This window comes from Pseudomonas allokribbensis (genome assembly GCF_014863605.1).
In the GTDB taxonomy this organism is placed as follows: domain Bacteria; phylum Pseudomonadota; class Gammaproteobacteria; order Pseudomonadales; family Pseudomonadaceae; genus Aquipseudomonas; species Aquipseudomonas allokribbensis.
Genome location: NZ_CP062252.1, coordinates 3,323,129 through 3,350,004, shown reverse-complemented (window position 1 = coordinate 3,350,004; position 26,876 = coordinate 3,323,129). Strand labels below are relative to the sequence as shown.

19 protein-coding genes are annotated in these 26,876 nt (G+C 58.8%); 9 read left to right on the top strand and 10 right to left on the bottom strand.

The window, feature by feature from the left end; translation table 11 throughout:
* The first annotated feature begins 53 nt into the window (after nt 1–53).
* The 3 genes from IF199_RS15170 (at nt 54) to IF199_RS15160 (ending at nt 5,414) form a co-directional block, all read left to right on the top strand.
* A complete protein-coding gene (locus tag IF199_RS15170; protein ID WP_192560955.1) occupies nt 54–1,706 on the top strand; it encodes an acyl-CoA synthetase in 1,653 nt (550 codons plus the stop codon).
* A 196-nt stretch (nt 1,707–1,902) separates the two neighbouring features.
* Complete coding sequence (locus IF199_RS15165) at nt 1,903–3,351, top strand: catalase (RefSeq protein ID WP_192557937.1); 1,449 nt, start codon at nt 1,903–1,905, stop codon at nt 3,349–3,351.
* 941 nt (nt 3,352–4,292) lie between these two features.
* A complete protein-coding gene (locus tag IF199_RS15160; protein WP_192557936.1) occupies nt 4,293–5,414 on the top strand; it encodes a hypothetical protein in 1,122 nt (373 codons plus the stop codon).
* Between the two features lie 766 nt (nt 5,415–6,180).
* Here the strand turns inward: IF199_RS15160 and IF199_RS15155 are convergent.
* The 5 genes from IF199_RS15155 to IF199_RS15135 all read right to left on the bottom strand — a co-directional run bounded on the left by IF199_RS15155 (nt 6,181) and on the right by IF199_RS15135 (nt 12,299).
* Nucleotides 6,181–7,203, bottom strand: a complete 1,023-nt coding sequence (locus IF199_RS15155; RefSeq protein WP_192557935.1) for an XdhC family protein — start codon at nt 7,201–7,203, stop codon at nt 6,181–6,183.
* 11 nt (nt 7,204–7,214) lie between these two features.
* Nucleotides 7,215–8,567 carry a c-type cytochrome gene (locus IF199_RS15150; protein ID WP_192557934.1) on the bottom strand — a complete coding sequence of 451 codons (1,353 nt, stop codon included), beginning with the start codon at nt 8,565–8,567 and terminating at the stop codon, nt 7,215–7,217.
* A gap of 17 nt (nt 8,568–8,584) precedes the next feature.
* Complete coding sequence (locus IF199_RS15145; protein ID WP_192557933.1) at nt 8,585–10,834, bottom strand: xanthine dehydrogenase family protein molybdopterin-binding subunit; 2,250 nt, start codon at nt 10,832–10,834, stop codon at nt 8,585–8,587.
* Entirely contained in the window at nt 10,834–11,289 is a 456-nt protein-coding gene (locus tag IF199_RS15140; RefSeq protein WP_192557932.1) for a (2Fe-2S)-binding protein, read from the bottom strand. The genes IF199_RS15145 and IF199_RS15140 overlap by 1 nt, the downstream gene beginning before the upstream one ends.
* Nucleotides 11,290–11,366: 77 nt before the next feature.
* The gene (locus tag IF199_RS15135; protein WP_192557931.1) at nt 11,367–12,299 is read right to left on the bottom strand and encodes an AraC family transcriptional regulator; all 933 of its coding nucleotides are present in this window, start codon (nt 12,297–12,299) and stop codon (nt 11,367–11,369) included.
* Between the two features lie 230 nt (nt 12,300–12,529).
* On the opposite strand from IF199_RS15135, the gene IF199_RS15130 reads away from it, so the two are divergent.
* Entirely contained in the window at nt 12,530–13,738 is a 1,209-nt protein-coding gene (locus IF199_RS15130; protein WP_192557930.1) for an MFS transporter, read from the top strand.
* Between the two features lie 199 nt (nt 13,739–13,937).
* Here IF199_RS15130 and IF199_RS15125 read toward each other — a convergent pair whose 3' ends face one another.
* From IF199_RS15125 to IF199_RS15110, 4 genes are all read right to left on the bottom strand, one after another.
* On the bottom strand, nt 13,938–14,936 hold the full coding sequence (locus IF199_RS15125) for an NADP-dependent oxidoreductase (RefSeq protein WP_192557929.1): 999 nt from the start codon (nt 14,934–14,936) through the stop codon (nt 13,938–13,940).
* A gap of 68 nt (nt 14,937–15,004) precedes the next feature.
* Nucleotides 15,005–15,874, bottom strand: a complete 870-nt coding sequence (locus IF199_RS15120; protein ID WP_096820463.1) for an alpha/beta fold hydrolase — start codon at nt 15,872–15,874, stop codon at nt 15,005–15,007.
* Between the two features lie 82 nt (nt 15,875–15,956).
* Nucleotides 15,957–16,745, bottom strand: coding sequence for an SDR family NAD(P)-dependent oxidoreductase (locus IF199_RS15115; protein WP_192557928.1), 789 nt, complete (start codon nt 16,743–16,745; stop codon nt 15,957–15,959).
* Nucleotides 16,746–16,805: 60 nt separating this feature from the next.
* A complete protein-coding gene (locus IF199_RS15110; RefSeq protein ID WP_192557927.1) occupies nt 16,806–17,885 on the bottom strand; it encodes an alkene reductase in 1,080 nt (359 codons plus the stop codon).
* A 149-nt stretch (nt 17,886–18,034) separates the two neighbouring features.
* Between IF199_RS15110 and IF199_RS15105 the strand changes: the two genes are divergently transcribed.
* The 3 genes from IF199_RS15105 (at nt 18,035) to IF199_RS15095 (ending at nt 20,848) form a co-directional block, all read left to right on the top strand.
* Nucleotides 18,035–18,631, top strand: a complete 597-nt coding sequence (locus IF199_RS15105; RefSeq protein WP_192557926.1) for a TetR/AcrR family transcriptional regulator — start codon at nt 18,035–18,037, stop codon at nt 18,629–18,631.
* Between the two features lie 126 nt (nt 18,632–18,757).
* Nucleotides 18,758–19,378 (top strand): TetR/AcrR family transcriptional regulator, encoded by a 621-nt coding sequence (locus IF199_RS15100; protein ID WP_192557925.1) that lies wholly within the window; start codon nt 18,758–18,760, stop codon nt 19,376–19,378.
* A 198-nt stretch (nt 19,379–19,576) separates the two neighbouring features.
* Nucleotides 19,577–20,848: an OmpP1/FadL family transporter gene (locus tag IF199_RS15095; RefSeq protein ID WP_192557924.1), complete on the top strand. Its 1,272-nt coding sequence runs from the start codon at nt 19,577–19,579 to the stop codon at nt 20,846–20,848.
* An 88-nt stretch (nt 20,849–20,936) separates the two neighbouring features.
* On the opposite strand, the gene IF199_RS15090 is transcribed toward IF199_RS15095, so the two are convergent.
* Nucleotides 20,937–22,397, bottom strand: coding sequence for an efflux transporter outer membrane subunit (locus IF199_RS15090; RefSeq protein WP_192557923.1), 1,461 nt, complete (start codon nt 22,395–22,397; stop codon nt 20,937–20,939).
* A gap of 210 nt (nt 22,398–22,607) precedes the next feature.
* Between IF199_RS15090 and IF199_RS15085 the strand changes: the two genes are divergently transcribed.
* Both IF199_RS15085 and IF199_RS15080 read left to right on the top strand, forming a co-directional pair.
* Nucleotides 22,608–23,729 (top strand): efflux RND transporter periplasmic adaptor subunit, encoded by a 1,122-nt coding sequence (locus IF199_RS15085; RefSeq protein ID WP_192557922.1) that lies wholly within the window; start codon nt 22,608–22,610, stop codon nt 23,727–23,729.
* Nucleotides 23,726–26,821 (top strand): efflux RND transporter permease subunit, encoded by a 3,096-nt coding sequence (locus tag IF199_RS15080; RefSeq protein WP_192557921.1) that lies wholly within the window; start codon nt 23,726–23,728, stop codon nt 26,819–26,821. Before IF199_RS15085 ends, IF199_RS15080 begins: the two co-directional genes overlap by 4 nt.
* The last annotated feature ends 55 nt before the right edge of the window (nt 26,822–26,876 follow it).

Here is a 26,876-nt window from a genome sequence, read left to right as displayed (position 1 = left end):
GCCATGCCCGCCACTCGCTTCACACGTCTTCATGGAGCAGCGGGGTGGCAGTCATGATGCCTTCGACATTTGAGGCAGAGTTGGCGCCAAACCAGGCCAATTACGTGCCACTGTCTCCGCTTTCCTTCCTCAAACGCGCCGCTCACATCTACCCGGACCGCGATGCAGTGGTCCACGGCGCGCGCCGTTACACCTATAGGCAGCTGCACCAGCGAGCCCGGCGCCTGGCCAGTGCACTGGAGCGCGTCGGCGTGCAGCCGGGCGACCGCGTGGCAGTGCTCGCACCGAACGTGCCCGAACTACTCGAAGCGCATTACGGCATACCCGGTGCCGGCGCGGTATTGGTCAGCATCAATATTCGCCTGGAGGCCAAGACCATTGCATTCATCTTGCGCCATTCGGCCGCCAAGGTGTTGATCTGCGATCGCGAGTTCAGTGCCATTGTGCGTCAGGCGCTTGCTGCGTTGGAAACGCGCCCGCTGGTGATCGATATCGATGATGTGCAAGTCGGTGACGCAGAACTGATTGGCGAGCTGGACTATGAGGCCTTCCTCGATCAGGGCGACCCAATGCGATCGTTGTCTTTGCCAAAAAATGAATGGCAATCGATCGCTATCAATTACACCTCCGGAACCACTGGCGATCCCAAGGGTGTGATTTTGCATCACCGGGGCGCCTACCTGAACGCCTGTGCTGGCGCACTGGTCTTTCAGCTCAGCTCGCGCAGCGTGTATCTGTGGACGCTGCCGATGTTCCATTGCAACGGATGGAGCCATACCTGGGCGGTGACCCTTTCCGGTGGCACCCACATTTGTCTGCGCAAAGTACAGGCAGATCTGATCCATGCAACCATTGCCGAACACGAGGTCACCCACATGAGTGCGGCGCCGGTAGTGTTGTCGATGCTCATCCATGCCGAAGAGCCCTGTGAGCGACGTACCAAGCAGCCGGTGGCGGTCATCACCGGTGGCGCCGCTCCACCCAGTGCGGTGATCGCTGCGATGGAGGCACGAGGGTTCAGCATTACCCATGCCTATGGCATGACCGAAAGTTACGGCCCAAGCACCCTCTGCCTATGGCAACCAGGCCTCGATGAGCTACCGCTGGAGGCTCGTGCGCAGTTCATGAGCCGGCAGGGTGTAGCCCACCCTATGCTGGAGGAGGCCACGGTACTGGACATCGACACCGGTCAGCCGGTACCTGCTGACGGGGTTTCGCTCGGTGAACTGGTAGTGCGCGGCAACACGGTGATGAAAGGCTATCTGAATAACCCCGAAGAAACCCGCGCGGCCTTCGCCGATGGCTGGCTGCACACTGGCGACCTGGCGGTGCTCCACCCGGATGGATACGTGGAGATCAAGGACCGCTCCAAGGACATCATCATCTCCGGTGGGGAAAACATCAGCTCCCTGGAAATCGAGGAGGTGCTCTATCAGTACCCTGGTGTCATCGAAGCCGCGGTGGTGGCCCGTCCTGACTCCCAATGGGGAGAGACTCCGCATGCCTTCGTCACTCTGCGTGCGGACGCATTGACGAACACCAGCGGCGACGACCTGATCCTCTGGTGCCGCGAGCGTCTGGCCCATTTTAAGGCGCCACGGCATGTATCGCTGATGGAACTGCCGAAAACCGCGACGGGTAAGATTCAGAAGTTCGTTCTGCGTGAATGGGCCAGACGCCCGCTGGAGGCACACACCAAAATCTAACACTGAAGCAGCAATAAGAGCTTGACCTTAAAGCCGAGTTAAATCTTAGAGTGAATGCGGCTAGCCATGAGTTAGCGTGACCAATGGACTGCCTGTTGGGCCAATCATTGAAAACGGCTAACGAGTAATGAGTGGGCGGTTTACAGAGGTTGAGTTCGAATCGCTTAACTGGATGACTAATAGAGGAAGATTGAGCATGAGCCAAAACAAGACGCTTACGACTGCCAGCGGTGCACCCATCGCTGACAATCAGAACTCCCGCTCCGCCGGGCCGCGCGGCCCGTTGTTGCTCGATGACTTTCATCTGATCGAGAAGCTCGCCCACTTCAACCGCGAAAACATTCCTGAGCGTCGCGTTCACGCCAAGGGTTCGGGTGCCTACGGTACTTTCACCGTGACACGCGATATCACTCAGTACACCAGCGCCAAGCTGTTCTCTGCCGTAGGCAAGCAGACTCCTACGTTCTTGCGATTCTCCACGGTCGGCGGTGAGCGTGGTTCGGCTGACACCGAGCGCGACCCTCGTGGTTTTGCCCTGAAGTTCTATACCGAAGAAGGCAACTGGGACATCGTTGGCAACAACACACCCGTGTTCTTCATTCGTGATCCTCTGAAGTTCCCGGACTTTATCCATACCCAGAAACGCCTGCCGCAAAGCAACCTGAAAAGTGCGCAGATGATGTGGGACTTCTGGTCGCACTCGCCGGAGGCGCTGCATCAGGTGACTATTCTGTTTTCCGATCGCGGAATTCCGGATGGCTATCGCCACATGCACGGTTTCGGTAGTCACACGTACAGCCTGATCAACGCTCAAGGCGAGCGTCACTGGGTGAAGTGGCACTACAAGACCAAGCAAGGGATCAAAAACCTTGCGCCGGCTGAGGCAGCCCGCCTGGCGGGTACCGATCCGGATTACTCGCAGCGTGATCTGTTCGAGGCCATCGAGCGCGGCGATTTTCCGAAATGGCGCGTATGCATTCAGATAATGACCGAAGCTCAAGCCGCAGCGCATTACGACAACCCGTTCGACGTGACCAAGACTTGGTCGCAAAAGGAGTTCCCGTTGATCGAGGTCGGTGAACTGGAGTTGAATCGCAACCCATTGAACTACTTCGCTGAAGTCGAGCAAGCTGCATTCGGCCCAAGCAACATGGTCCCAGGGGTTGGTCTTTCGCCGGATCGCATGCTGCAAGGTCGTGTATTTGCCTACGCCGATGCACATCGCTACCGTGTCGGCACCAACCACCAACAACTGCCGGTGAATGCCCCGCGCAGCCCGGTCAACACCTACCAGCGTGATGGTTCGATGACTTTTGGCAGCAACGGTGGGGCGGCGCCGAACTACGAGCCGAACAGCTACGTAGAGTCGCCGAAACAAGCGCCGCACTACGCCGAGCCCGCACTGGCCTTGAGCGGTGCAGCTGATCGCTACGATCACCGCGAAGACACCGACTACTACAGCCACGCCGGTGCGCTATTTCGCTTGATGAGCGATGAGCAGAAAACCCTGCTGATCAACAACATTGCCGGTGCAATGGCCGGTGTTAGTTCGGATGTGATCGAACGTCAGTTGCAGCATTTCTACAGGGCTGATCCAGCTTATGGAGAAGGTGTAACAAGGGCCTTGGGTGTGCAACCTGAGTAAAATCGAAGGAATAGCGAAACCGCCCTTATTTGGGCGGTTTTTTTAAGATCACAGATTTTGTTGGTGTACACGCGGTTTCGATTAGGCTTGCCTCAAGAAGGAACTGATATCTAGTTTGGTCTAGGTTGAAAGCTTGGCGCTCTCGTAAAAGACAGAAACCATACCGAATTGCCAAAGCGATCTTAAAAAAAGCGGGCTTGGATAAGGTTCTGCCTAAGAGGTGATTTGGCTATATAAAATTTGGTCGAATGATGGCACGGGCCTGATTATCAGCCAGACCAGATTGGCGAAAAGCGACCGCTTTTGAGGGGCGGCTTTCGGCCAGAAGGGGACGGTTGTTTGCACTTCCGAGCCAGGCGCACACCACTGAGAACTCGTCCTCAATCGGCAGTCCGACACACGGGCGGCGAACTAGCTCGACCACTGCTGCGGCGTCCGCGTCATATCCCAGCTCCGCCAGAACATCCTTAATGAGTCTCGGTAGGTCAGGCGGTGCCGTCGGCTCTTTTGTCCACGGGCCTCCCATCCCAACGACTAAGTTTATTAACGATAGCCGTAACCTCAGGTCGCACCAGATGGCCTGTGTCGAGTCAGGAGGCCTTTACATAGGCGTGGTGCCGACCGGCTCCATCCGATCCCGGCCAGAAGCGAGCTGTCAGCCCGGAATGTAAAACTATCCTCTTTAGCGGCTCCCGCCACCGCCTCCAGCATCGAACTGCTTCGCTCTATGAGGGTTCTCGTTTTGACATCATGATACTAGAAGTTAGCAATGGGGATTTCTAAAGATCATATTTATCTGCACTTTTCGGATTGCAGAGGATCTTGTCGACGTGGCTATGTCGTAAGCGGGTCGTTTTGCATCGGCGAGGCATGTGGTGTTTTTATTTTTTACGCTAATGGAATACAATTAACTCTCGGAAATTGACCACGAAGGATTGGGCATGTTATCAAATGAACAGCTTAATAAATTTGCAGATCAAATCAAAGAGTCAGGATTCCCACTTGAGCACTGGGCGTCTTCGCTTTTACGAAGGGAGGGTTGGATTGTAAAGACCAATTATTACTATATCGACTCAGATGATAAGAAGCCTCGGGAAATGGATATCGTGGCTTTCAAGACAAAGAGCGTCGATAGATTCAAAGTAAAGACGGTTCTTTTAATAAGCTGCAAAAAATCGAAATCTTCCGCCTGGGGATTCTTGCGCAGGTCTTTTCCAAAACATGGAAACCAGATAAATTTATTTCCAGCCATGATCTCTTCAAAGTACCCCCCAGTAAATTATGCTCTTGCTCTTGATGGTTGGGGTTCTCAGAGAATATTCTGTGATTTCATGGCAAATAACGGGCTATCGAGTTGGTTTGGAGCGCCCCAATATGACGTATTTGCACATCAGCAAATCCCGCTGCTGGAGAAAGGGAAACTTCATGATAGCGACATGCATAGCGCAACCATGCAGCTGATCAAAGCTCAGGCATACGAAATATCGAATCAGCACCACGGAGATGTTCGTGAAATTAAGCAGTTTAACTTGATATCTTTGACTGAAGGCGATTTTGTAGCCTTTGATTTTAACGATGGCACAGAGGTCGATGCGGTCGAAATCTCAGAGCAAGTGTCCATGGCCAGTTACAAAATAGACAATATCGATCACGACTCTAGGATCATTTATCTTACAAAAAAGAAGTTCGAGGAAGATGTGTCGCGCCTCACAAGGCTTCATGAGCTAAATGTTGAGTTTTTTGTTAAAAAAGAAAATGAATTTCGACATGAGTCCATGTTCGATTACCGCAAACTGGCAGTTCACTCGCAAGAATTTAATGCCGCACTGGAAAGCTATGTTTGGGACTGTGCGCGCCGCAAGGCTCTGCCTTCTATACCTTCGAAGTTGCGAATAAACATCTCTGTTGAGTCTCGCAACCCTGTAGTTGAGATATCATCAAGCAGACTGGAGTTTTTGGAGATTGCCCGTTCGCTCGAAGTAAAAGAGCGAGCATCCCGTGAAATTTCATTTTTTTGGGGGTATGATGGTGATATAGAAATAAAGGTTATTCAAATTAGTTGATTTTTTGCGCGAAGATTTTTTAGAGTCGATCCTTATAAATCTCCGGCCAGTCTCATCTCGGAGAGTGCGTATCCAGGCTGCCGAGGTAAAAGATTGGTATTGTGGGGAAGTACACAATTAGCGAAACGTAGGTCAGCGAGATGGGGATTGTTGGGATTACTGTCCGCTTCTGGCCGATAGCTGCCACTCACGAACGACCGTTATTGGCCAATAGGAGTTCTTCCCGTAGTTCAGTTTCGGGGCTGCCTGAGAGAGCCCGCCGTGTTCGCCAATTGGATTCTTGGTATCTCGCACTTGCTCAACCTACTCACCGAGAGCAGCTGATTCTTAGTGTGTGTGCGACGGAGTAGCGCGGGCTTCGTCATCGAGACTCGGAGGTTGTCGGCCTGCAAGTAGCGATTGGTGCACTATCCTCACGACCTCACGTACATAGAGATGTAAGGAATGGTTCTATACGAGGAGTACTGTCTTCTGCCGCCGTGGCGCAGCGACACCTTGCGCCGTTTATGTGTCCAGGGTAGCTGGAGAGACCAGGGTTTTGTCGAAATTCTCGATCTAGCAAAGCAGCACTATGAGATACGGAGAGCATTCCTGCTGGTTCTTCAGTCTGTTCTATTCGCAGCAGACCATTTCCCCGCTGAGGCGAGTCAGGACCACACCGTCGTATTGCGGTCAACAAAGCAGCTCAAGCTACCAGTGACGACTATGGTTTTGCGCCCCAGGATTGCTGAGAATGTGCGCCGGTCATTGGCAACCAAACGTAGCTCTACGAACATGAGGCCACAGACTCAATGGAATGTTTCGCTTGGGCGACGCTGAGTCCACTCGGCAGGCTCGCACCATTCTTGGCTGCAAGGATCTCGGCCATCACGCTTACGGCGATTTCCGCAGGCGTCTTGCTACCGATGTAGAGGCCGATCGGTCCGTGCAGTCGCTCAAGCGACGCTTCGGTCTCACCAAAATGTTCGATCAGGCGTTCGCGGCGCAGCTGGCTGTTGTGTCGAGAGCCTATGGCGCCGATGTAAAACGCCGGGCTGTGGAGTGCTTCGAGCAGGGCCAGATCGTCAAGTTTGGGGTCATGACTCAAGGCGACAATGCAGGTGCGTAGATCGACCGCGAAGTCGCGGACCACGTCGTCCGGCATGCCGACAATCCGCTCCACGCCTTCCACCGCCCAGGTCTCGATGTACTCGGGACGCGGATCGCACACCGCCACCTTGAAACCGTTGAACAGCGCCATGGTGGCCAGATACTCAGCCAGCGCGCCGGCACCGATCATCAGCATCCGGTAGCCCGGTCCCAAGGTGTTCAGCATCTGCGTGCCATCGAAGCTGAATTGTTCCGGCGTCGCGGTTGGTTCGAGCATGACCTTACCGGACTCCAACTTCAGGCGACGACGGACCAGTTGCCCGGCGTCCAGTTGCACTAGCAACGAGTCGAGTGACTGCCACGCCGGGTTGAACTCCAGAATCAGTTCAAGCGTGCCACCGCAGGGCAGGCCGAAGCGATGCGCCTCATTGGCGCTGACGCCATAGCGCACCACTTGCGGCGCGCTGTCGCTAAAAGCGCTGCCGCCATGGGCCGTGGTATAGCGATGGATCAAATCGTCTTCGATGCAGCCACCGGACACGCTGCCCACCACGCGACCATCGTCACGCAAAGCCATCATCGAACCCGTTGGCCGTGGTGATGAACCCCAGGTGCGCGCCACCGTGGCGAGCAACACACGCTCACCGGCGGCAAGCCAGTCCCGCGCTGTGCGCAGTACCAGCAAGTCGATGCTCTCCATCAGGTTTTCCTCTAACGCATCTGCAGAATGATCGGGCTGCTACTGGCCGGATCGGTGTGCTCACGCAGTTTGCCAACCGTCTGTGCATCAACAGCACCGCCCTGATTGCCCCAGGTGCTGCGCATGAAGGTCAGTACTTCGGCGATCTGCTCATCCGACAGCTGCTCACGGAAGGCCGGCATGCGATAGGCATCCGGCACGCCGGCCGCCACCACACGTTGCGCGCCATTGAGGGTGATGTTGATCGTCGAGGCGCTTTCCTTGGCCAGTGCAGACGTCGCGCCGGCCAGCGGCGGCATCCATTGCGATTGACCCTTGCCGTCCAGACCGTGGCAAGACGCACAGCGTGTCACGTAGGTATGAGCACCGGGCGAGTCCAGACGTTGCGCTGCCGAAACCGCTTGGTACTGCCACGGCGCGCCATCTCGTTCGCGATCCCCGGGAAGCGACTTCAGATAGTGGGCAATCGCGGTCAGATCGTCATCGCTCATGAACTGCGTGGAGTTGTTGAACGCCTCGGTCATCGAGCCGTAGACCACCGCGTGCTGGTTGCGACCGGTCTTGAGGAACTGCACGATCTCTTGCTCGCTCCAACGGCCCAGCCCGGTGTTGTGATCATCACGCAGGCTCGGTGCGTACCAGCCATCGAGCAGGGCGCCGGCCAGGTATGGCTTGCCGGACTCATCCAGTGCCTTCTCGTTGAACGCCAGGCTGCGCGGCGTGTGGCAACTGCCACAGTGCCCGACGCCCTGCACGAGATAAGCGCCGCGGTTCCATCGTTCATCCTGCGACGGTTTTGTCACGTAAGGTTCGGTGTCGACAAACACGCCATTCCACAGTGCAATCGGCCAACGCAGGTTCAGCGGGAACGGAATCGAACTCGGGATGTTCGCCTGTTTGACCGGCGCCACGCCTTTCATGAAGAACGCGTATAGCGCACGCACGTCATCGTCACTGAGCTTGGCATAGGACGGGTAGGGCATCGCCGGGTATAACCGGCGACTGTCGGGAGCTACGCCGTGGCGCAAGGCTCGGTCGAAGTCCGCCAAGCTGTAGTGGCCGATGCCGGTTTCCGTGTCCGGGGTGATATTGGTCGCATGGATCGCGCCCAGCGGTGTGGCCATTTCCAGCCCACCGGCGAACGGCGCGCCATCCGGCACGCTGTGACAGGCCACGCAATCACTCAACCTGGCGACGTATTCGCCCCGAGCGACCAATGCCGGGTCGATGTCGGCCACGGCGATCTGGTGGTTTTCCAGGCGCGAGACGGGCTCGCGGGTGACATACCAGGCCAGCAGGCCTGCCGCGACCAGACACGGCACGGCCAGCCAGCCAGCGGTTCTTGCGAATCGGCTGTTATTCATGAATGCTCCGGCGCTGATCAGGTGAAGGAGTGTCGGCTCAGGGGCAGGCTGCGCACCCGCTGACCGGTTAGCGCTGCCACCGCGTTAGCGACAGCGGGCGCGACCGCAGGCAATGGCGGTTCACCGATTCCACCCATTTTTTCCCCGCTCTCGACCACACGCACATGAACCCGTGCCATCCGCGCAGGCGGCAGGATCGGATACAAGTCGTAGTTGCGCGCCCGGGGTTTGCCATCCACCCACACGGCTTCCTCCACCAGCGTTTGCGACAGTCCCAACGCCACGGCGCCGTTCACCTGAGCCTCGACAATCGCCGGATTGACGATGCTGCCGGGGTCAATCGCCTGCCAGATGTCGTGCACCTTGACCTGGCCGTTTTCGATGGACACCTCGGCGATCACCGCAGTCTCCGTACCGAACGGCGAAGCCATGGCCACGCCGCGCGCACGTCGGCTGCCATCCTCGGCCGTAAACGGACCGCGCTTCCAGCCGCCCGACAATTCACCCACTGCTTGCAACAACGTGGTCAGCCGTTTGTTCTCACGCAGCAAATGCAGGCGCAGCTCGAAAGGGTCTTTGCCGCCCTTGTCGGCCAGCTCATCAAGGAACGATTCATAGAAGAAGTCGTTGAGGGAATTACCCACCGAACGCCAGTAACCGAGCATTGCCGGGCCTTTGACGTAGATCTGCGCGATGCGCTTGTTGGGGATCGCGTAGGACTTGCCCGACAAGCCTTCAAGCGCAGTCGGGTCGAGCTTTTCACCTTGTTTGCCGGCGAGGGCTTCGGTCGGACCTTCGGTGGCACTGATCGCTTCGATTGCCAGCGGCCAGCCGTCGTTATCCAGTGCCGCGCGGAAATTCATGGCGGCAACCGGGCGGAGCACGTCACGAAGGAACTCTTCTTCGCGACTCCAGATCAGCTTGACCGGACGGCCCACCGTTTTCGCCAGCGTGATCGCCTGAGGGTAGGGGCTGGCCGAGTCGTAGAGAAAATGCCGGCCGAAGAACCCTCCAAGCAGCGGTGAGTGCAAGGTGATGCGCGAAAGATCGAGGCCCGTGCGTTTGGCGATGTCGGCACGGAACATGTCCGGCGCCTGATTCGGCAGCCAGACTTCCAGCGAACCGTCCGGATTGAATCGGGCCAATGCCGACGGAGGCTCTAGTTGGCCGTGGTTCAGGTATTGGTTGTGGTAAGTGGCGTCGATCCGGGTCTTGGTCGCCTTGAGAATTCCAGCCACGTCGCCTTCATGTTCATCATCTTTGGCGGGGCTTTTGTCCTCAGCGAGGCGCTTGAACCAGGCATCGCTGGAAAAGTCGGCGGGCATCGGCCGCACTTTGCTGTCGGCCGTTGGTTCTTGCCAGTCAACCTGGATCGCCTCGACGGCACGTTTGGCGTGCCACCAGCGCTCGGCGACCACCGCCACAGCACCCGGCAGACGATGCACGGAATGCACGCCTTTCATTGCCTTGACCTGCTCTTCGTTGCGCAGGTTGCCGACCGTCATCCCCAGGCGCGGGGCATGTTGAACGGCGGCATGGAGCATATCGTCAACCTTCAGATCGATGCTGTACAGCGCCTTGCCCGTGGACTTGTCGTAGGCATCGAGGCGCTTCACCGGTTTGCCGATCCAGCGGAACTGGCTCGGATCACGCAGCTTCACAGAGGCCGGATCAGGAACCGGCAGATCCATCGCACGCTCGGCCAGTTCACCGTAGGCCAGCGAGCGGCCCGACTTGGCGTGCACGACTTTGCCAGGCTCGGTGGTCAATTCACTTACTGGCACGCCCAGTTGCTGCGCGCCCGCCTGCAACAACATGGCACGGGCGAGGGCGCCGAGGCGGCGCATCACCGGGTAACTCATGCGCACCGACATGCTACCGCCGGTGATGCGCATGCCGTTTTCCAACACCACATAAGCTTCGCCGGGCGGCGCGGCTTCGACCAGGAAAGATGCCGGGTCGGCATCCAGTTCCTCACCGACAATCTGCGCCATCGCCGTGAACGTGCCTTGTCCGCCCTCCATAAACGGGCAGAGCAGACGCACGCGGTTGTCCGGGCGGATTTCGAGAAACGCCGGCACTTGCGTGCCGCGCTCGGCCGTCGTCGCAACGGCAGCCTGCACGCGCGTCGCACCGAGCGGCAGACCGAAGCCGAGGACCAGCGCGCCGACGGCGGTACCGGTCAGGAAACGTCTGCGCGAAACATTGATCGGTTCGTGCAGATCCAGTACTGAGGCTTGCTGTGAAGGTTCGATGCGAACGTTCATCACGCGTCTCCCTTGCCGGCCAGCTCATGCACGGCGGCATGAATGGCGTTGTACGTTCCGCAGCGGCACAGATTGACCATCGCCGCCTCGATTTGCGTATCACTGGGCTTGGGGTTTTGCTTGAGCAGCGCGGTAGCGGCCATCACCTGCCCGGACTGGCAATAGCCGCACTGAGCGACCTGCAAATCGACCCAGGTCGAGACCACTCGTTTGCCCACTTCATCGCTTTCGATGGCCTCAATGGTCGTGACCTCGCGGCCGACCACACCCGCGACCGGCGTGACGCACGAACGCACGACGTTGCCGTCCACCAGCACCGAGCAGGCGCCGCATTGCGCCAGTCCGCAGCCGTACTTGGTGCCGGTCATGCCAAGATCATCGCGGATCACCCACAGCAAGGGCGTGTCGGCGTCGGCATCGACCTGATAGGTCTTCTGGTTGATTCGTAGTTCCATGGTTCACCCGCTGATCATCGGTTGACGTGCATTGTTATGAGCGGTGACACGCGGCGAGGCGCATCAGCGTTTTTCGTTCAATTCGCTACTGTGCCGAGCGCTTCTGCCTCGAATGGCTGCCCGCGCAACAGGGCAATGTCACGACTCGGCGCGGTGTCGAACAGCCGGCCATATTCGCGGCTGAACTGCGAAGGGCTTTCATAACCGACCGCAAACGCCGCCCGCGACACGTCGAGGCGTTCGACCAGCATCAGCCGCCGCGCTTCGTTGAGCCGCAGCCATTTCTGGTATTGCAGCGGACTCATGCCGGTGAGCTGGCGGAAATGATGGTGAAAGGTCGGCGCGCTCATCTGCACCTGCGCGGCCAGATCGTCGATGCGCAGGGCATCGGTGTAATTGACCTTGAGCCAGTCAATCGCCTTGGCGATGCGATAACCCTGACCATCGACGGCCGTGATCTGCCGCAGCCGTGCGCCTTGATCGGTATGCAGCAGCCGATAGTGGATTTCACGCAGAATCAGCGGCGCCAGCACCGGAATCGCCTCGGGCTCATCGAGCAACGCCAGCAGGCGATCAAGTGCGCCCTCCAGCGCGGACGACAGGCTGCCAATCGCGGCGCCCGTGCCCGTCGATGGCTGGCGCTTCGCCGGTAAGCCGCTCTTGGTGATGACCTCGGCGAGCATGCTGACATCCAGTTTCAGCACGAGGCCGACACAGGGCCGTTCGGGACTGGCGAGCATCACTTCGGAGTTGGCGGGCAGGTCCAGCGACGTCACCAGAAACCGTGAAGGGTCGTAGCTGTAGCCCTCACCACCGACCCACAAGCGCTTTTCGCCGCGACCCACGAGAATCAGGCTGGGTTCGATCATGCACACCACGGGCGGCGCCGGCTGGTCGCGACGAAACAGCGACAGCCCGGGTATGGCCGTGGCGAAGTCTCCCGGTGTGCTCACGTGCGGGTCGATGTGCAACGCCAAAGGCGATTCCTGAGGCAGAGGGGTAGGGATCATGTCGGGTGACTCCTGTTGACCGAACTCTAATCCGCGCGCGAGACGTTTCCTATCCATCACCCTGCATCGCCAGAGGATCAGGCAAGCATTCAAGAGGAATGCGCTAGGGAAGGGCCGGATTGACCGGGAGAATGTGTCTATCTGTTACAGGGGCAGCGCCCGAATCAGCTTTAAGCTGCTTGCCCCCTGCGCATCACATCCACAGGTTTTTCGCACCACAGGTAGTTTCCATGACGTTTCCTTCTACAGATCCTTCTAAAAGAACAGGCGGCTGGAGCGCTGTGCTGGCCATGTCGTTGGCCGCATTCGCTCTGGTCGCTTCAGAGTTCATGCCGGTCAGCCTGCTGACGCCGATTGCAGCCGACCTGCATATCACCGAAGGCCAGGCCGGGCAGGGGATTTCCGTGTCCGGTGCCTTTGCCTTGATCACCAGCCTGCTGATTGCCTCGGTCGCCGCTCGCGTCGAACGCAAGAAGCTGCTGCTGGGCCTGACCTTGTTGATGATCGTCTCCGGTACGGTCGTCGCGGTCGCGCCGGGCTACCCGTCATTCATGTTTGGACGTGCGTTGATCGGGATAGCGATTGGTGGTTTCTGGTCATTGTCGGCGGCGACTGCAATGCGTCTGGTGCAGCCTGAACAGGTTTCGCGAGCGCTGGCCATCGTCAATGGCGGTAACGCGCTGGCCACGGTCATCGCCGCTCCGGCGGGCAGTTTTCTTGGTTCGCTGATCGGCTGGCGTGGCGCGTTCTTCTGTGTGGTTCCAGTCGCAGTGCTGGCCGCCGTGTGGCTGCTGATCAGCCTGCCGTCCTTCAAGGCCGAGCGCCAGGCCGGTAGCGGCAACGTTCTGCGACTAATGAAACAGTTGCCAGTGGCCTTGGGCATGGTCGCCGTCAGCGTGTTTTTCATGGGCCAGTTCATGCTGTTCACCTACCTGCGGCCATTTCTTGAGGGCGTGACCGGCGTCAGTGTCTCAACCTTGTCCTTCATGCTGCTGGGGCTTGGAGTGGCAGGTTTTATCGGCACCTTTCTGATCGAACGGTTTATCGGTCGCGGCCTCTACCGCACGCTGACCGCCATTCCACTGATCATGGCGGTGATCGCGCTGGCGTTGGTCAGCTTCGGCAAATCACCGGTGCTGACCGCCGTGTTGCTCGGAATCTGGGGGCTGGTCGCCACGGCCGCGCCGGTCGGCTGGTGGACATGGATGGCGCAGACGCTCCCGGATGATGCGGAAGCCGGAGGCGGCTTGCTGGTGGCCATCGTCCAACTAGCGATCGCCGGCGGCGCAATCATTGGCGGTCTGGCCTTTGATTTGAGCGGCTACAAAGCCATCTTCGAGCTTAGCGCCGCTGTCCTGGTCGCCGCATCTGTGCTGGCCTGGCTGGCCGGACGCAATGCCACGGAAGTTCATCTTGTCGAGCCGAACGCGACAGCCTGACGAGATCACCTGCAACCGGTTTCGCCTTATGGCTCAAGCATCAAACTGCGCCAAACGATAACGGGCGGTTCAACCCGCGCAACATCCGGTTGCGGCGCTTGCTGTTCCTGCACCTCTGGCGAAATCACTTCGGATGATGAGCGCTCAAGCAGTAAAAGCTGTGCAGTTTCTATGGTCGACTCATGAGTAGGCGGCGTGGTCATTTGAGCGAAACAACGACCTTGCCCTTGGCGCGTCCCTGCTCAACGTACTTCAATGCTTCAGCCGTTGATTCAAAGGGGAAGGAACGATCAACCACTGGTTTGATGATCCCGTCCTCCACGAGCGCGGTGATTTGTTGCAGTTGAGCGCCATTGGCCCGCATGAACACGAACGCGTAGCTGACATCCTGCTTGCGCGCTTTGCGACGAATGCCAAGGCTCAGCAGTCGCATGACTTGCTGCAATGGCCAGGACAATCCTTGCTCCCTCGCGAACTGCACAGTGGGTGGGCCCGAGATGGAAATGAGTTGACCACCGGGTTTCAGGACCGCGAGTGATTTCTCCAGCACGTCGGCGCCAAGGCTGTTCAGCACCACGTCGTAGTGACGCAGCACATTTTCGAAGTTCTGCTGTTTATAGTCGATGACTAGATCGGCCCCCAGCGCCTTGACCCATTCGACATTGGCGGTGCTGGTAGTTGTGGCGACAAACGCACCGAGGTGTTTGGCAAGCTGAATCGCAATTGTGCCGACGCCGCCGGAACCCGCGTGAATCAGCACTTTCTGGCCCTTTTGCAGCCGGGCGGTTTCAACCAGTACTTGCCAGGCGGTCAGTGCAACCAAGGGCAGGGATGCGGCTTGTGCCATGTCGGTATTGGCGGGTTTCAGGGCGACCGCGTTTTCGTTCACGGCGATCAATTGGGCGAACGTCCCGATCCGCGCTTCGGGCGGGCGAGCGTATACCTCGTCTCCCGGTTTGAAGCGTGTCACCTCCGGGCCGACTTCAACCACAACCCCCGCCAGGTCATTGCCCAATATCAACGGAAAGGCATAGGGCAGAATCAGCTTGAAGTCGCCTTTGCTGATCTTCGAATCCAGCACGTTGACACTGCTCGCATGGCCCTCGATCAAGACGTCGTGGGCACCGACTGCAGGGGCGGGCGCTTCGCCAATGCGTCCGGGGTTCTTGCCATAGCCATCAATCAGAAATGCTTTCATCGTTGTGCGGCTCTTGCTGGTTATACGGAGGGTAGTCGGTGGGGTTGCGGTGTTGCTGCGTGACGTGGTCAAGCATCGAGAAACGCCTGCGCCTTGGTCACAAAGTCGGCGTGATGCTGGAAAATCCCACCGTGCCCGGCATCCTCATAAATCACCAACTGTGCGTTGGGGATAAGCCTGGCCAGTTCAAACGAGTTAACGCTGGGCACCATGATGTCGTTGTCGCCGTTGACGACCAGCGTCGGCGTGCGCAAGCGTCCAAGCGCTTGTCGCGGTTGTCTGCCCCACGCCGTGATGGCTTTCAATTGCCGCAGGAAAGCGCGGGGCGTCGGGCCCTTGTCGCGATTTTTCTTGCGTGCCTTGAGGCGTCTTAAATACTGCGAGGCAGACCGTCGCCCATTGGCCGACGAGGTGAAGAAAAGGTAGAACTTGGGATCGCGCAGGGTCAGCAAACCTTTGAGGATCAATGGCCATGACACTGTGCCGACCTTGTCGATGCCGGTGCCGCCCGCCGGTCCAGTACCGGTCAGAATCAACCGGCGTACCAAGTCAGGCGCCTTGAGGGCAATGTCCTGAGCGACGAAACCTCCGAGGGAGAAACCGAGCACATCCACGGTTTTCAGCCCCAGCGCCCTGATCAGCTGGATGGCATCGTCGGCCATTTCGCCCACCGTCAGTGGCGCGGTTCCACCCGAGTTGCCGATGCCGCGATAGTCGGTGGTGATGACGCGTCTGGTTTGCGCCAGGCCATCGATGATCGCGGGGTCGAAGTTGTCCAGCACTGCGCCCCAATGGTTGAACAGTACCAGGGGCATGCCGGTTGCGGGCCCAGTGTCGCGGTAGGCGAAGGGAATGCCGTTGACCGTGATCGACTGGTTCGCCGCGTCGATGAATAACGTCGGCGAACCCGAGCGGGAATTTGTCTGCATTGAACTCATAGTCACTCCGGCCAGCGGGCAGGATTCGATGCAATGCCATGTGCCTGCATCGAATCTGCCGCGAATGCTCGCTAGCAAAAAATCACTGTGGCGTCTGGTAGCGTTGGGCGACCGCAGACTGGCGGATTTGCCCCAGCAGGCCCTGGCGTGCGCCCTGCAGGTCATCCCAGCGCTCAGCTTCGTGCAGCGGCGGGATGGTCACAGGTTCGCGACGATCGAAGCCGACCAGAGCGGCATCCACCAGGTCACCCACTTCCATGATTTCGCTCAGCGTATTGATGTCGACGCCGGAGCGATCCCAGATTTCCGTGCGGGTGGCGGCGGGCAACACGGCCTGCACGTAGACGCCCTGAGGCGAAAGCTCCAGGCTCAGGCCCTGGGACAGGAACAGCACAAAGGCCTTGGTCGCACCGTAGACCGTCATGCCGAACTCCGGCGCCAGACCCACCACCGAACCGATGTTGATGATCGCACCATCGCCGGCCTTGGCCAGGCGTGGGGCGATGGCGCTGGCGAGCCGCACCAATGCCGTGGTGTTGAGGGCAACCAGTTGCGCAACGCTGTCGGTGCTTTGGTCGACGAAGTGGCCGGACAGCGCGGCGCCGGCGTTATTGACGAGAATGCCGATGCGGGCGTCGTCGCGCAGGCGGCTTTCAACGGTGGTGAGATCGCTGAGTTGGGTCAGGTCTGCCGGGATGACATCGACGGCGACGTCGTGCTCGCTGCGCAATCGCGCTGCAAGTGTGTCCAGGCGAGCCTTGTCGCGGGCGACCAGAACCAGATCGTGGCCACGTTTGGCGAAGCGTTCGGCGTACACGGCGCCAATGCCGGTGGAGGCGCCGGTGATGAGAACAGTAGGGCGAGTGCTCATGGGGTATCTCTCTTTCAGGAGGTGAGAAACAGAACGCGCTCAGCTTGCGCTGGCGCTCGTTTAAGCCAGCGTCGGGTAGTCGATGTAGCCCGCCGCGCCGCCGCCATACAGGGTGGCGGGATTGAACGCGGACAGCGGCGCCCCCTGTTTGAGGCGCTCCACCAGATCCGGGTTGGCAATGAACGGGCGACCGAAGGCGATCAGATCGGCCTGGTCTTCGGCGAGACTCGCAGTCGCCAGGTCGAGGTCATAGCCGTTGTTGGCGATATAGGTGTTTTTGAAACGCTGGCGCAGGGCGCCGAAATCGAAAGGGGCCACGTCGCGCGGGCCGCCGGTCGCGCCTTCGACCACGTGCAGGTAAACCACACGGAGGGCGTCGAGTTGCTCGACGACGTAATCGAATTGCGCCTGCGGATCGCTGCTGGAGACGCCGTTGGCCGGGGACACGGGAGACAGGCGCACACCGGTGCGATCCGCGCCGATCTCATTGACGACAGCCGCCGTCACTTCGAGCAACAGACGCGCACGATTTTCAATCGAACCGCCGTAAGCATCGGTTCGCAGATTGGCGCTGTCCTTGAGGAACTGATCCAGCAAGTAGCCGTTTGCACCGTGAATCTCCACGCCATCGAACCCGGCATCGACCGCGTTAGCCGCAGCCTGGCGGAAATCGGAGACGATCCCCGGCAGTTCGCTGGTTTCCAGGGCGCGGGGTTCGGAGACGTCTTCAAAGCGGTTGTTGACGAACACTTTGGTAGCGGCACGCAGTGCAGAAGGGGCCACGGGGGCGGCGCCGTTTTCTTGCAGATCAACGTGTGAGACGCGTCCGACATGCCACAGTTGCAGGAAGATTTTTCCGCCCTTGGCGTGAACGGCGTCGGTGACTGTGCGCCAGCCATCGATCTGCGCCTGCGTATAGATGCCGGGGGTGTCCTGATAACCCTGACCCTGTCGAGAAACCTGTGTAGCTTCGCTGATCAGCAAGCCGGCGCTGGCGCGTTGGCTGTAATAGGCGGCCGCGAATTCACTGGGCACAAAGCCCTGGCCTGCGCGGTTGCGTGTCAGCGGTGCGAGAACGACGCGGTTCGACAGCGCGAGGCTACCAAGGGTGTAAGAGGTGAACAGGTTCTGGTTGGTCATCTGGAGTTTCTTCCGTGCCCGTTGATGGAGATCGGTGGTGCGTTCAATTAGGATGATGATCGAAATCTAAACTGTCAACGGTTTTGATTATGACCAACATCTATGTATGATTGGGCGCATGATCTCCCGGTAAACACGAGGTACTGCAAGTGAGAGTGACCAAGGCCAAGGCGCAGGCCAATCGAGAGCACATCGTTGAAACGGCCTCAGAGCTGTTCCGTGAGCGCGGTTTTGACGGCGTCGGTGTGGCAGATCTCATGGCGGCTGCCGGTTTCACCCATGGAGGCTTCTACAAGCATTTCGGTTCGAAGGCCGACCTGATGGTCGAAGCCTCGGCCTGCAGTCTTGGCAAATCGTTGACCGGCGCCCAGGCGCTCGATGTTCCCGGATTCATCAACGTCTATGTGAATAGAGAACATCGTGACGGACGCGGCAGCGGTTGCACTATGGCCGCACTGTGTGGCGACGCGGCGCGTCAGACGGACGATGTGAAAGCGACGTTTGCCGAAGGCATTGAACACACCCTGCAAACCCTCGGGGAAAAATATCCGACAGGGCCGGATGCCGCGGAGGGTGAGGGGAGAAAGAAAATGATCGACTTGCTGTCGCGTGCGGTCGGCGCAATTGTCTTGTCACGCGCCTGTCCGGATGATTCCGCATTGGCGGATGAAATCCTTGAGGCATGCCGCGCTGAAATGCTTGCTTCATTACCGGTGTTGCCCGTCGACAGCGTGGAAACGCTGTAGAAGGACGGCTTTCGGCGGTTACCCGTTTCCATCCGATCAGTCAGGGTTTGCGAATGTTCGATTCGTGACTATATTTTCTATTGGTCACGATTTGTAAGTCCTCGACAGGGTGAGTAAGCTACTCACATGAATCAGCCATCAATATCCTCGCCCGGCCCACGTGGCCCAGTCGATCACGACATTCGTGATCAGATTGTCGCGGCAGCCAATGAACACTTCAGTCAATACGGCTACGGCAAAACAACGGTTTCCGACCTGGCGAAAGCCATCGGTTTTTCCAAGGCTTACATCTACAAGTTTTTTGATTCCAAGCAGGCGATCGGTGAGGCTATCTGCGCAAACTGCCTGGCAGAAATCGTCCGGGCGGTGGAGCAGGCTATCAATGTAGAAGGTCTGACGCCGACGGAGCGCTTTCGACGTTTGGTCAAAACGGTGATGGCTACCGGTGTGAATCTGTTCTTCAACGACCGGAAACTCTATGACATTGCAGCGTTCGCGGCCTCGGAAAGCTGGCCCAGCACGCAGGCTTATGACGCACAGATCAAACGTTTCCTGGCGCAAATAGTGCGAGAGGGGCGAGAGGTTGGCGAGTTTGAACGCAAGACGCCGCTGGACGAGACGGTGGAAGCGATCCATCTCACGCTGCGACCATTCGTCAACCCATTGCTTCTGCAGTACAACCTCGATTACGTCGAGATCGCGCCCACGCTCACCTCGAACCTCATCTTGCGCAGCCTCATGCCTTGACCCAGCGCTGATCAAATTATTCTGCTGATTTGAGTCAACGCGATCTCCCCCTCTCAACGCTTCCATTCCCGGCACTTGAGTGCCGGTAGTGCATTCAATTTCGCCGTTCGTGACCATTGACTGATATGGTCACTTGGATAATATGGCTTCACTGTCGTTTTCGATGTTGTTTTTCAGTGATCCCATAGAGTCCAGATAATGAAAAAAATAATGCTCAAGAATCCCGTCGGCCTGGCCGTCGCGCTGGTGTCCTCCAATGTGTTGGCCGGTGGTTTTGCACTCAACGAACAAAGCATCAGCGGGATGGGCTCCGGTTTTGCCGGGAGGTCTTCATCGGCGGAAGACGCCAGTACGATCTACGGCAACCCGGCAGGCATGGCGCGGCTTAAACGAGAGCAGGTGAGCGTGGGGGCGGCGACGCTGTTCGCCAAATCGGACATCAGCCAGACACACAGTACGTTTGGGGGGAAGGAAGACGGCGACATGGTGCCCACGACCACCGTGCCGATGGGGTATTACGTCAAACCGATTGATGAGCATTGGGCATTCGGTGTCGGGTTCTATGTGCCTTTCGGGTTGATCACCGACTACGGCAGTGGTTTTGCCGGTCGTTATTACGCCAACAAGAGTGAAGTCACCACGCTGAGCTTCCAGCCGACGATCAGCTACGCCTTTAACGAAAAAGTCTCGATCGGATTCGGGCCGACCATCAACCGTATCGGCGGAGAAATATCGGGGATGGTGCCCAATCCACTCAGCCCGGGGCGTAATGACGGCAAGCTCAAAAGCACCGGCGATGACACCGCACTGGGTTTCAACGCCGGCGTGCTGGTGCAGGCTACCGATCAGACCCGTCTGGGCCTGACCTATCACTCCAAAGTCAGTTACCACCTGGACGCCAAAACCAAGGTCACGGATGGCATCTTCAGCGTGCTGGGCGTCAGCGGCCGTAGCTACGACGCTTCGCTGGATGTGGACACGCCGGAGTCGGTGGATTTTTCGCTGACGCATCAATTCAACAACGACTGGACGCTTTATGTGGGCAGTACCTGGACGCGCTGGAGCCGCTTCAAGGAGCTGACGATTGAGAACAGCGGCTTGCCGCCGTTGCTGAGCGGCCAACTGGGGACAATCAGCGAAGAGCAGAACTGGCATGACACCTGGGCTCACGCGATCGGTGCGGCCTATCAATTGAATAAGCAATGGGTGCTGCGTGGCGGGTTTTCGGTTGATCAGTCACCGACCAACAATACCAATCGCGGGCCCCGGATTCCTACCGGCGACCGTAAGGTTGTTAGCTTCGGTGCAGGCTGGACGCCCGTGGACAATGTCACGATCGATCTCGCGTATTCCTATCTTTGGGAGGAGAGCGTACAGATCAACGACACCTCGGCAACCCGGGGGGCGTACAGTGCCAAGTACAAGAACAGTGCGAGCGGGTTCGGTACTTCTGTCAGTTACCGTTTCTAGTTGAACTCTTTTGAGCCACATGGGGGGCGGGAGTACGCGTGCCTCCCGACTCTCAATAATCTTGTCTGAAAACGATCTGGGGTGCTGCTCAGCGCGCCGCAACAGCCCCCGGCTCAACGGGTTGCCATCCTCCACCGAGCGACTTGAATACCGCCACCGCAGCACGAACAGATTCGGTCCGCGCCTGCGCTCTGGCGTCGGAGGCCTGCAGCAATGTTTCGTCGGCGTGGAGGACATCGATCAGGCTGGCCGTGCCTTTTTCATAGGCAGTGAACGAGGACTTGCGAGCTTGAGTCAGCGCCTCTTCGCCGCCGGTAAGGGTGGTGGTCTGAGTTTGCCGATTTACCAGCGAGGACAGCGCGTTCTCTACATCTTCGGTGGCGCGCAGTACCGACTGGCGATACGCAGCCAATGCTTCAGCTTCCTGTCCCTTGGCTTGATCGATCTGAGCGTTGATGCGTCCGAAATCGAAAAGCCGCCAGCGCAAACCCAGGACACCGCTCGACTGGCTCGCGCCGCTGGTGAAAAGATTGCCGCCGGATACGGCTGTCGCGCTGCCCAGCAAGGCGCTGAGAGAAAATTTCGGGTAGTACTCGGCAATCGCTTCACCGATACGCGCGCTGGAGGCCGCAAGACGGCGTTCAGCCACGATCAGGTCCGGTCTGCGCCGCAGCAGATCTGCCGGTGTGCCCAGTGCAGTCAACGACGGCACATTGGGAATTTCGCCCTCACGTGCCAGTTGCGTGCGGTGAGTGCCCGGTGGCGTGCCGAGCAGCACATCCATCGCATTCATGGCCGCCTCCAGACCGCTTTGCAGTACCGGAACGGTCGCCTGGACTTGCGACAACTCACCCTCGGCCTGGCGCACCTGGTACTCCGCGGCCAGGCCTTTGCTGTAAAGCAATCGGACCTTCTCCAGCAACGCCCGCCGGGTGTCGACTTGCTGGTTGGCAATGTCCAGCCGTGCCTGTAATCCGCGCAGGGTGATGTAGATATCGGCCGTTTGCGCGGCGATTGCCAGGCGTGTAGCGGTGAAACCCGCAGCTGAGGCCTGGTACTCAGCCAGTGCCGCCTCACGTCCGCGGCGCAGTCCGCCAAATATATCGACTTCCCAGCTTGCCTCGAGGTTGACCTCGTAGGCATTGCCGTAACGGTCATAGCCCGGTGTTGAATTCAATACCTGGCCCAGTGGCGTTTCGACAGACTGATAAGCGCGCGCAGCCTGTGCATTGATGTTCGCGGAGGGCAGCAGTGCTGCGTTTGCGGCACCCAGGCCGGTCCTTGCCTGGGTGACTCGCGCCGACGCCTGCGCCAGGTCCAGATTCTGCCGCAGCGCCTGGCTTATGAGGTCGGTCAGCAACGGATCATTAAAGTTTTCCCACCAGGCGACAAGATTGTCCGGTGTCGATTCGGACCGAGGTTCGACAGCGGACTGGCCGAGGTAATGGTCGGAAAGCGGGGCGTCCGGACGTTGGTAATCAGGACCCACCGCACAACCTGCCATCAGGCCGGCGGTAAGCAAAAGAGCAATCGGGCGGAGGGGAGGCATTGGAGTTCCTGGGTAGATTGGTTGGTGACCATAATATTGTTTGGTCACTAACTGTCAATTAGCGAGGATTGTTAAGGTGTACCGTTTTCAATGAATGCTTGAGTATTTAGCTGAATCCGTGAAGCTTCAAATATTTCAACGCTGTGACTGTTGACGATATCGGTCACAAGGATGAGAATATGATGATCATCCTATTTAGTAAGAGAACCTATGCGCCGGCTCCGATCGTTCCCCATTGCCGCATGCCTGTTGCCACTCGCTCTGGTGGCGTGCGGTGACTCTTCCCCCGTAACCGACCCCCGCATGCAGGCGCCTTTGGTTCGGGCCTCCGCGGTTCAAGCGGCGGCTGACGGTTCTCGATCCTTTACGGGGGTTGTGACCGCGCGCATTCAGACCGACCTGGGTTTTCGCGTATCGGGCAAGGTTCTCGAACGTCTGGTTGACACGGGCCAGACCGTCAAGCGCGGTCAGCCGCTGATGCGACTTGACCCCATCGACCTGGGGCTGCAGGCGCGCGCACAGCAGGAGTCGGTCAGCGCCGCCCGGGCCCGTGCCCGGCAGACAGCCGATGACGAAGCCCGCTATCGCACCCTGGTCAGCGCCGGCGCCATTTCCGCATCGGCCTACGATCAGATCAAAGCCGCCGCAGATACTGCCAAGGCACAGCTCAGCGCCGCTGAAGCGCAAGCGGACGTTGCCCGCAACGCTTCTGGTTATGCGGTGCTGGTCGCCGATGCCGACGGCGTCGTGGTGGAAACACTCGCCGAACCCGGACAGGTCGTCAGCCCCGGTCAACCGGTGGTTCGACTGGCGCGGGCAGGGCAGCGCGAGGCCATCGTGCACTTGCCCGAAACGTTGCGTCCCGCGGCAGGATCCACCGCCCAAGCCACGCTCTATGGCGACGCCTCGGGTGTTGTCAGCGCGAAACTGAGGTTGCTTTCGGACTCGGCAGACCGCACGACGCGTACGTTCGAGGCGCGTTATGTACTGGAAGGAGCGCTGGCCAATGCGCCGATAGGTTCGACTGTCACTCTCAGAATTGCCGAGGGCTCGACACCTGCCGCGTCATTGCAAGTGCCCATCGCCGCGCTTTACGACGCAGGTAAAGGTCCTGGCGTGTGGGTCATCGTCGGCACGCCGCCAACCGTGACTTGGCGACCGGTTCAAGTGCTGGGGTTGAGCGATGATTCTGCGCGTGTGGCCGGCGACCTCGGCGTCGGCGTCGGCGTCGGCGAGCAAATCGTTGCGCTGGGCGCTCATCTGTTACGCGAGGGTGAGCCTGTGAGAATCCCTGCGCCGAATGAAGCGACGGTTGCCGGGAGTCGTCCATGAGCGAAGGAAAATTCAACATTTCCTCCATCGCCGTTCGCGAGCGGGCGATTACGGTCTTTCTGATTTTTCTGATCGTCGTTGCCGGCATCCTGGCGTTCTTCCAGTTGGGGCGTGCCGAAGATCCTCCTTTTACGGTCAAGCAGTTGACCGTGATCACGGCGTGGCCAGGGGCGACCGCACAAGAAATGCAGGATCAGGTCGCGGAGCCACTGGAAAAACGCCTGCAAGAACTCAAATGGTACGACCGCTCGGAAACCTATACGCGGCCAGGGCTCGCTTTCACGATGGTCTCGTTACTCGATAGCACGCCCCCTTCGCAAGTGCAGGAAGAGTTCTATCAGGCGCGTAAAAAACTCGACGATGAAGCTATCAAGTTACCGGCGGGCGTCATCGGACCGATGGTCAACGACGAGTATTCGGACGTGACCTTTGCACTGTTCGCCCTGAAAGCCAAAGGCGAGCCGCAGCGCCTGCTGGTCCGCGATGCGGAGTCCATGCGCCAGCGCCTGTTGCATGTGCCGGGGGTAAAGAAGGTCAACATCATCGGCGAGCAAGCCGAACGGATATTTGTTTCGTTCTCCCATGACCGGTTGGCGACCTTGGGCTTGTCACCGCAGGATATCTTCGCCGCGCTGAACAGCCAGAACATACTGACCCCGGCCGGATCAGTCGAAACCCGCGGGCCACAGGTTTTTCTGCGTCTAGATGGTGCGCTCGACAAGCTGCAGAAAATTCGTGACACCCCTGTGGTCGTACAGGGGCGGACACTCAAGCTGTCTGATGTGGCGACCGTCGAACGCGGTTACGAAGATCCGGCCACTTTTCTGGTGCGCAATAACGGCGAAGATGCGCTGTTGCTTGGTGTGGTGATGCGTGAGGGTTGGAACGGTCTTGATCTCGGCAAGGCGCTGGATGCCGAGACCGTCCGGATCAATGAGGAAATGCCGCTGGGTATGAGCCTCTCCAAGGTCACCGACCAGGCAGTGAATATTGACTCGGCCGTCGGCGAGTTCATGGTCAAGTTCTTTGTCGCGCTGCTGGTGGTCATGCTCGTCTGCTTTCTGAGCATGGGCTGGCGTGTCGGTGTGGTGGTTGCCGCCGCCGTACCTTTGACCCTGGCGATCGTGTTTGTGGTGATGGCGGCCACCGGCAAGAATTTCGACCGTATCACGCTCGGGTCATTGATCCTGGCACTCGGGCTGCTGGTCGACGACGCCATCATTGCGATTGAAATGATGGTGGTGAAAATGGAGGAGGGCTACGATCGCATCAAGGCGTCTGCCTATGCCTGGAGTCACACGGCGGCGCCGATGCTGTCTGGAACCCTGGTGACGGCGATCGGTTTTCTGCCTAACGGATTCGCTCAGTCCACGGCTGGCGAGTACACCAGCAACATGTTCTGGATCGTGGGCATCGCTCTTATTGCATCCTGGGTCGTTGCGGTGGCGTTCACCCCTTATCTGGGCGTGAAACTGTTGCCGGACATCAAGGCAGTGGAGGGTGGACACGCGGCGATCTACAACACGCCGCGATACAACCGCTTCCGTCGGGTTCTGACTCGGGTCATTGCGCGCAAATGGCTGGTCGCGGGCACGGTGATCGCGCTGTTCTTCGTGGAGGCTGCGGGCATGGGGCTGGTGAAAAAACAGTTCTTCCCGACCTCTGACCGTCCCGAGGTCATGATCGAGGTGCAGATGCCCTACGGCACCTCCATCGGGCAGACCAGTGCCACGGCTGCCAAGGTCGAGGCCTGGCTGCAACAGCAAAACGAGGCAAAAATCGTCACGGCCTATATCGGTCAGGGTGCGCCGCGTTTCTTCCTGGCGATGGCGCCGGAACTGCCCGATCCGTCGTTCGCCAAGATCGTGGTGCTGACCGACAGTCAGGAAGCACGGGAAACCCTCAAATTGCGTTTTCGCGAAGCAGTCGCTCAAGGGCTCGCCCCGGAAGCGCGCCTCAGGGCGTCGCAAATCGTGTTTGGTCCCTATTCGCCATTTCCGGTGGCCTACCGGGTGATGGGGCCCGATCCGGCGAAGTTGCGCGTGATCGCCGAGCAGGTGCGGGGCGTGATGCAGGACAGCCCGATGATGAGAACCGTGAACACTGATTGGGGGCCGCTGACGCCGTCGTTGCATTTCAACCTGGATCAGGACCGTCTGCAGGCAGTGGGGCTGACATCGGCTGCGGTTGCACAGCAATTGCAGTTCTTGTTGAGCGGAGCGCCGATCACGGCGGTGCGTGAGGATATTCGTTCAGTGCAGGTCATGGGGCGTGCAGCGGGCGACATCCGGCTCGATCCGCAGCAAATTGCAGGCTTCACGTTAGTCGGTGCGTCGGGACAGCGAATCCCGTTGTCGCAGATAGGCGAGGTCGATGTGCGCATGGAGGATCCGATTCTTCGCCGACGTGATCGCACCCCGACCATCACCGTGCGCGGCGACATTGCCGAAGACTTGCAACCGCCGGATGTTTCCAGTGCGCTGCTGAAGCAACTGCAGCCGATCATCGAAAAACTGCCTGCCGGTTACCGGATCGAGCAGGCGGGTGCGATCGAAGAGTCCGGCAAGGCCGGCAAGGCGATTCTGCCGTTGCTGCCGATCATGATCGCCATGACTTTGGTCATCATTATTGTGCAGGTGCGTTCGATCTCGGCGATGATCATGGTGTTTTTCACCTCGCCGTTAGGGTTGATTGGTGTGGTGCCGACACTGCTCATCTTCAATCAGCCGTTTGGCATCAATGCGCTGGTCGGGTTGATTGCACTGTCGGGGATCCTGATGCGCAATACGCTGATTCTGATCGGGCAGATTCATCACAATGCGCAAGAAGGGCTGGACCCGTTTCACGCTGTCGTCGAAGCCACGGTACAACGTGCGCGACCAGTGCTGTTGACGGCCTTGGCGGCGATCCTGGCGTTTATTCCCCTGACGCACTCGGTGTTCTGGGGAACGCTGGCCTATACCCTTATCGGCGGCACGCTCGTCGGCACCATCATGACGCTGGTGTTCCTGCCTGCGATGTATTCGATCTGGTTCAAGATCCGTCCTGACGATAAGGGGCAAACTGAAACAGTCAAACCGGCACAGGTATAAAAGCTTAAAATCGAGGCCCGCTCTGTCGGGCCTCTTTGCCCCCCCTCACGTGAAC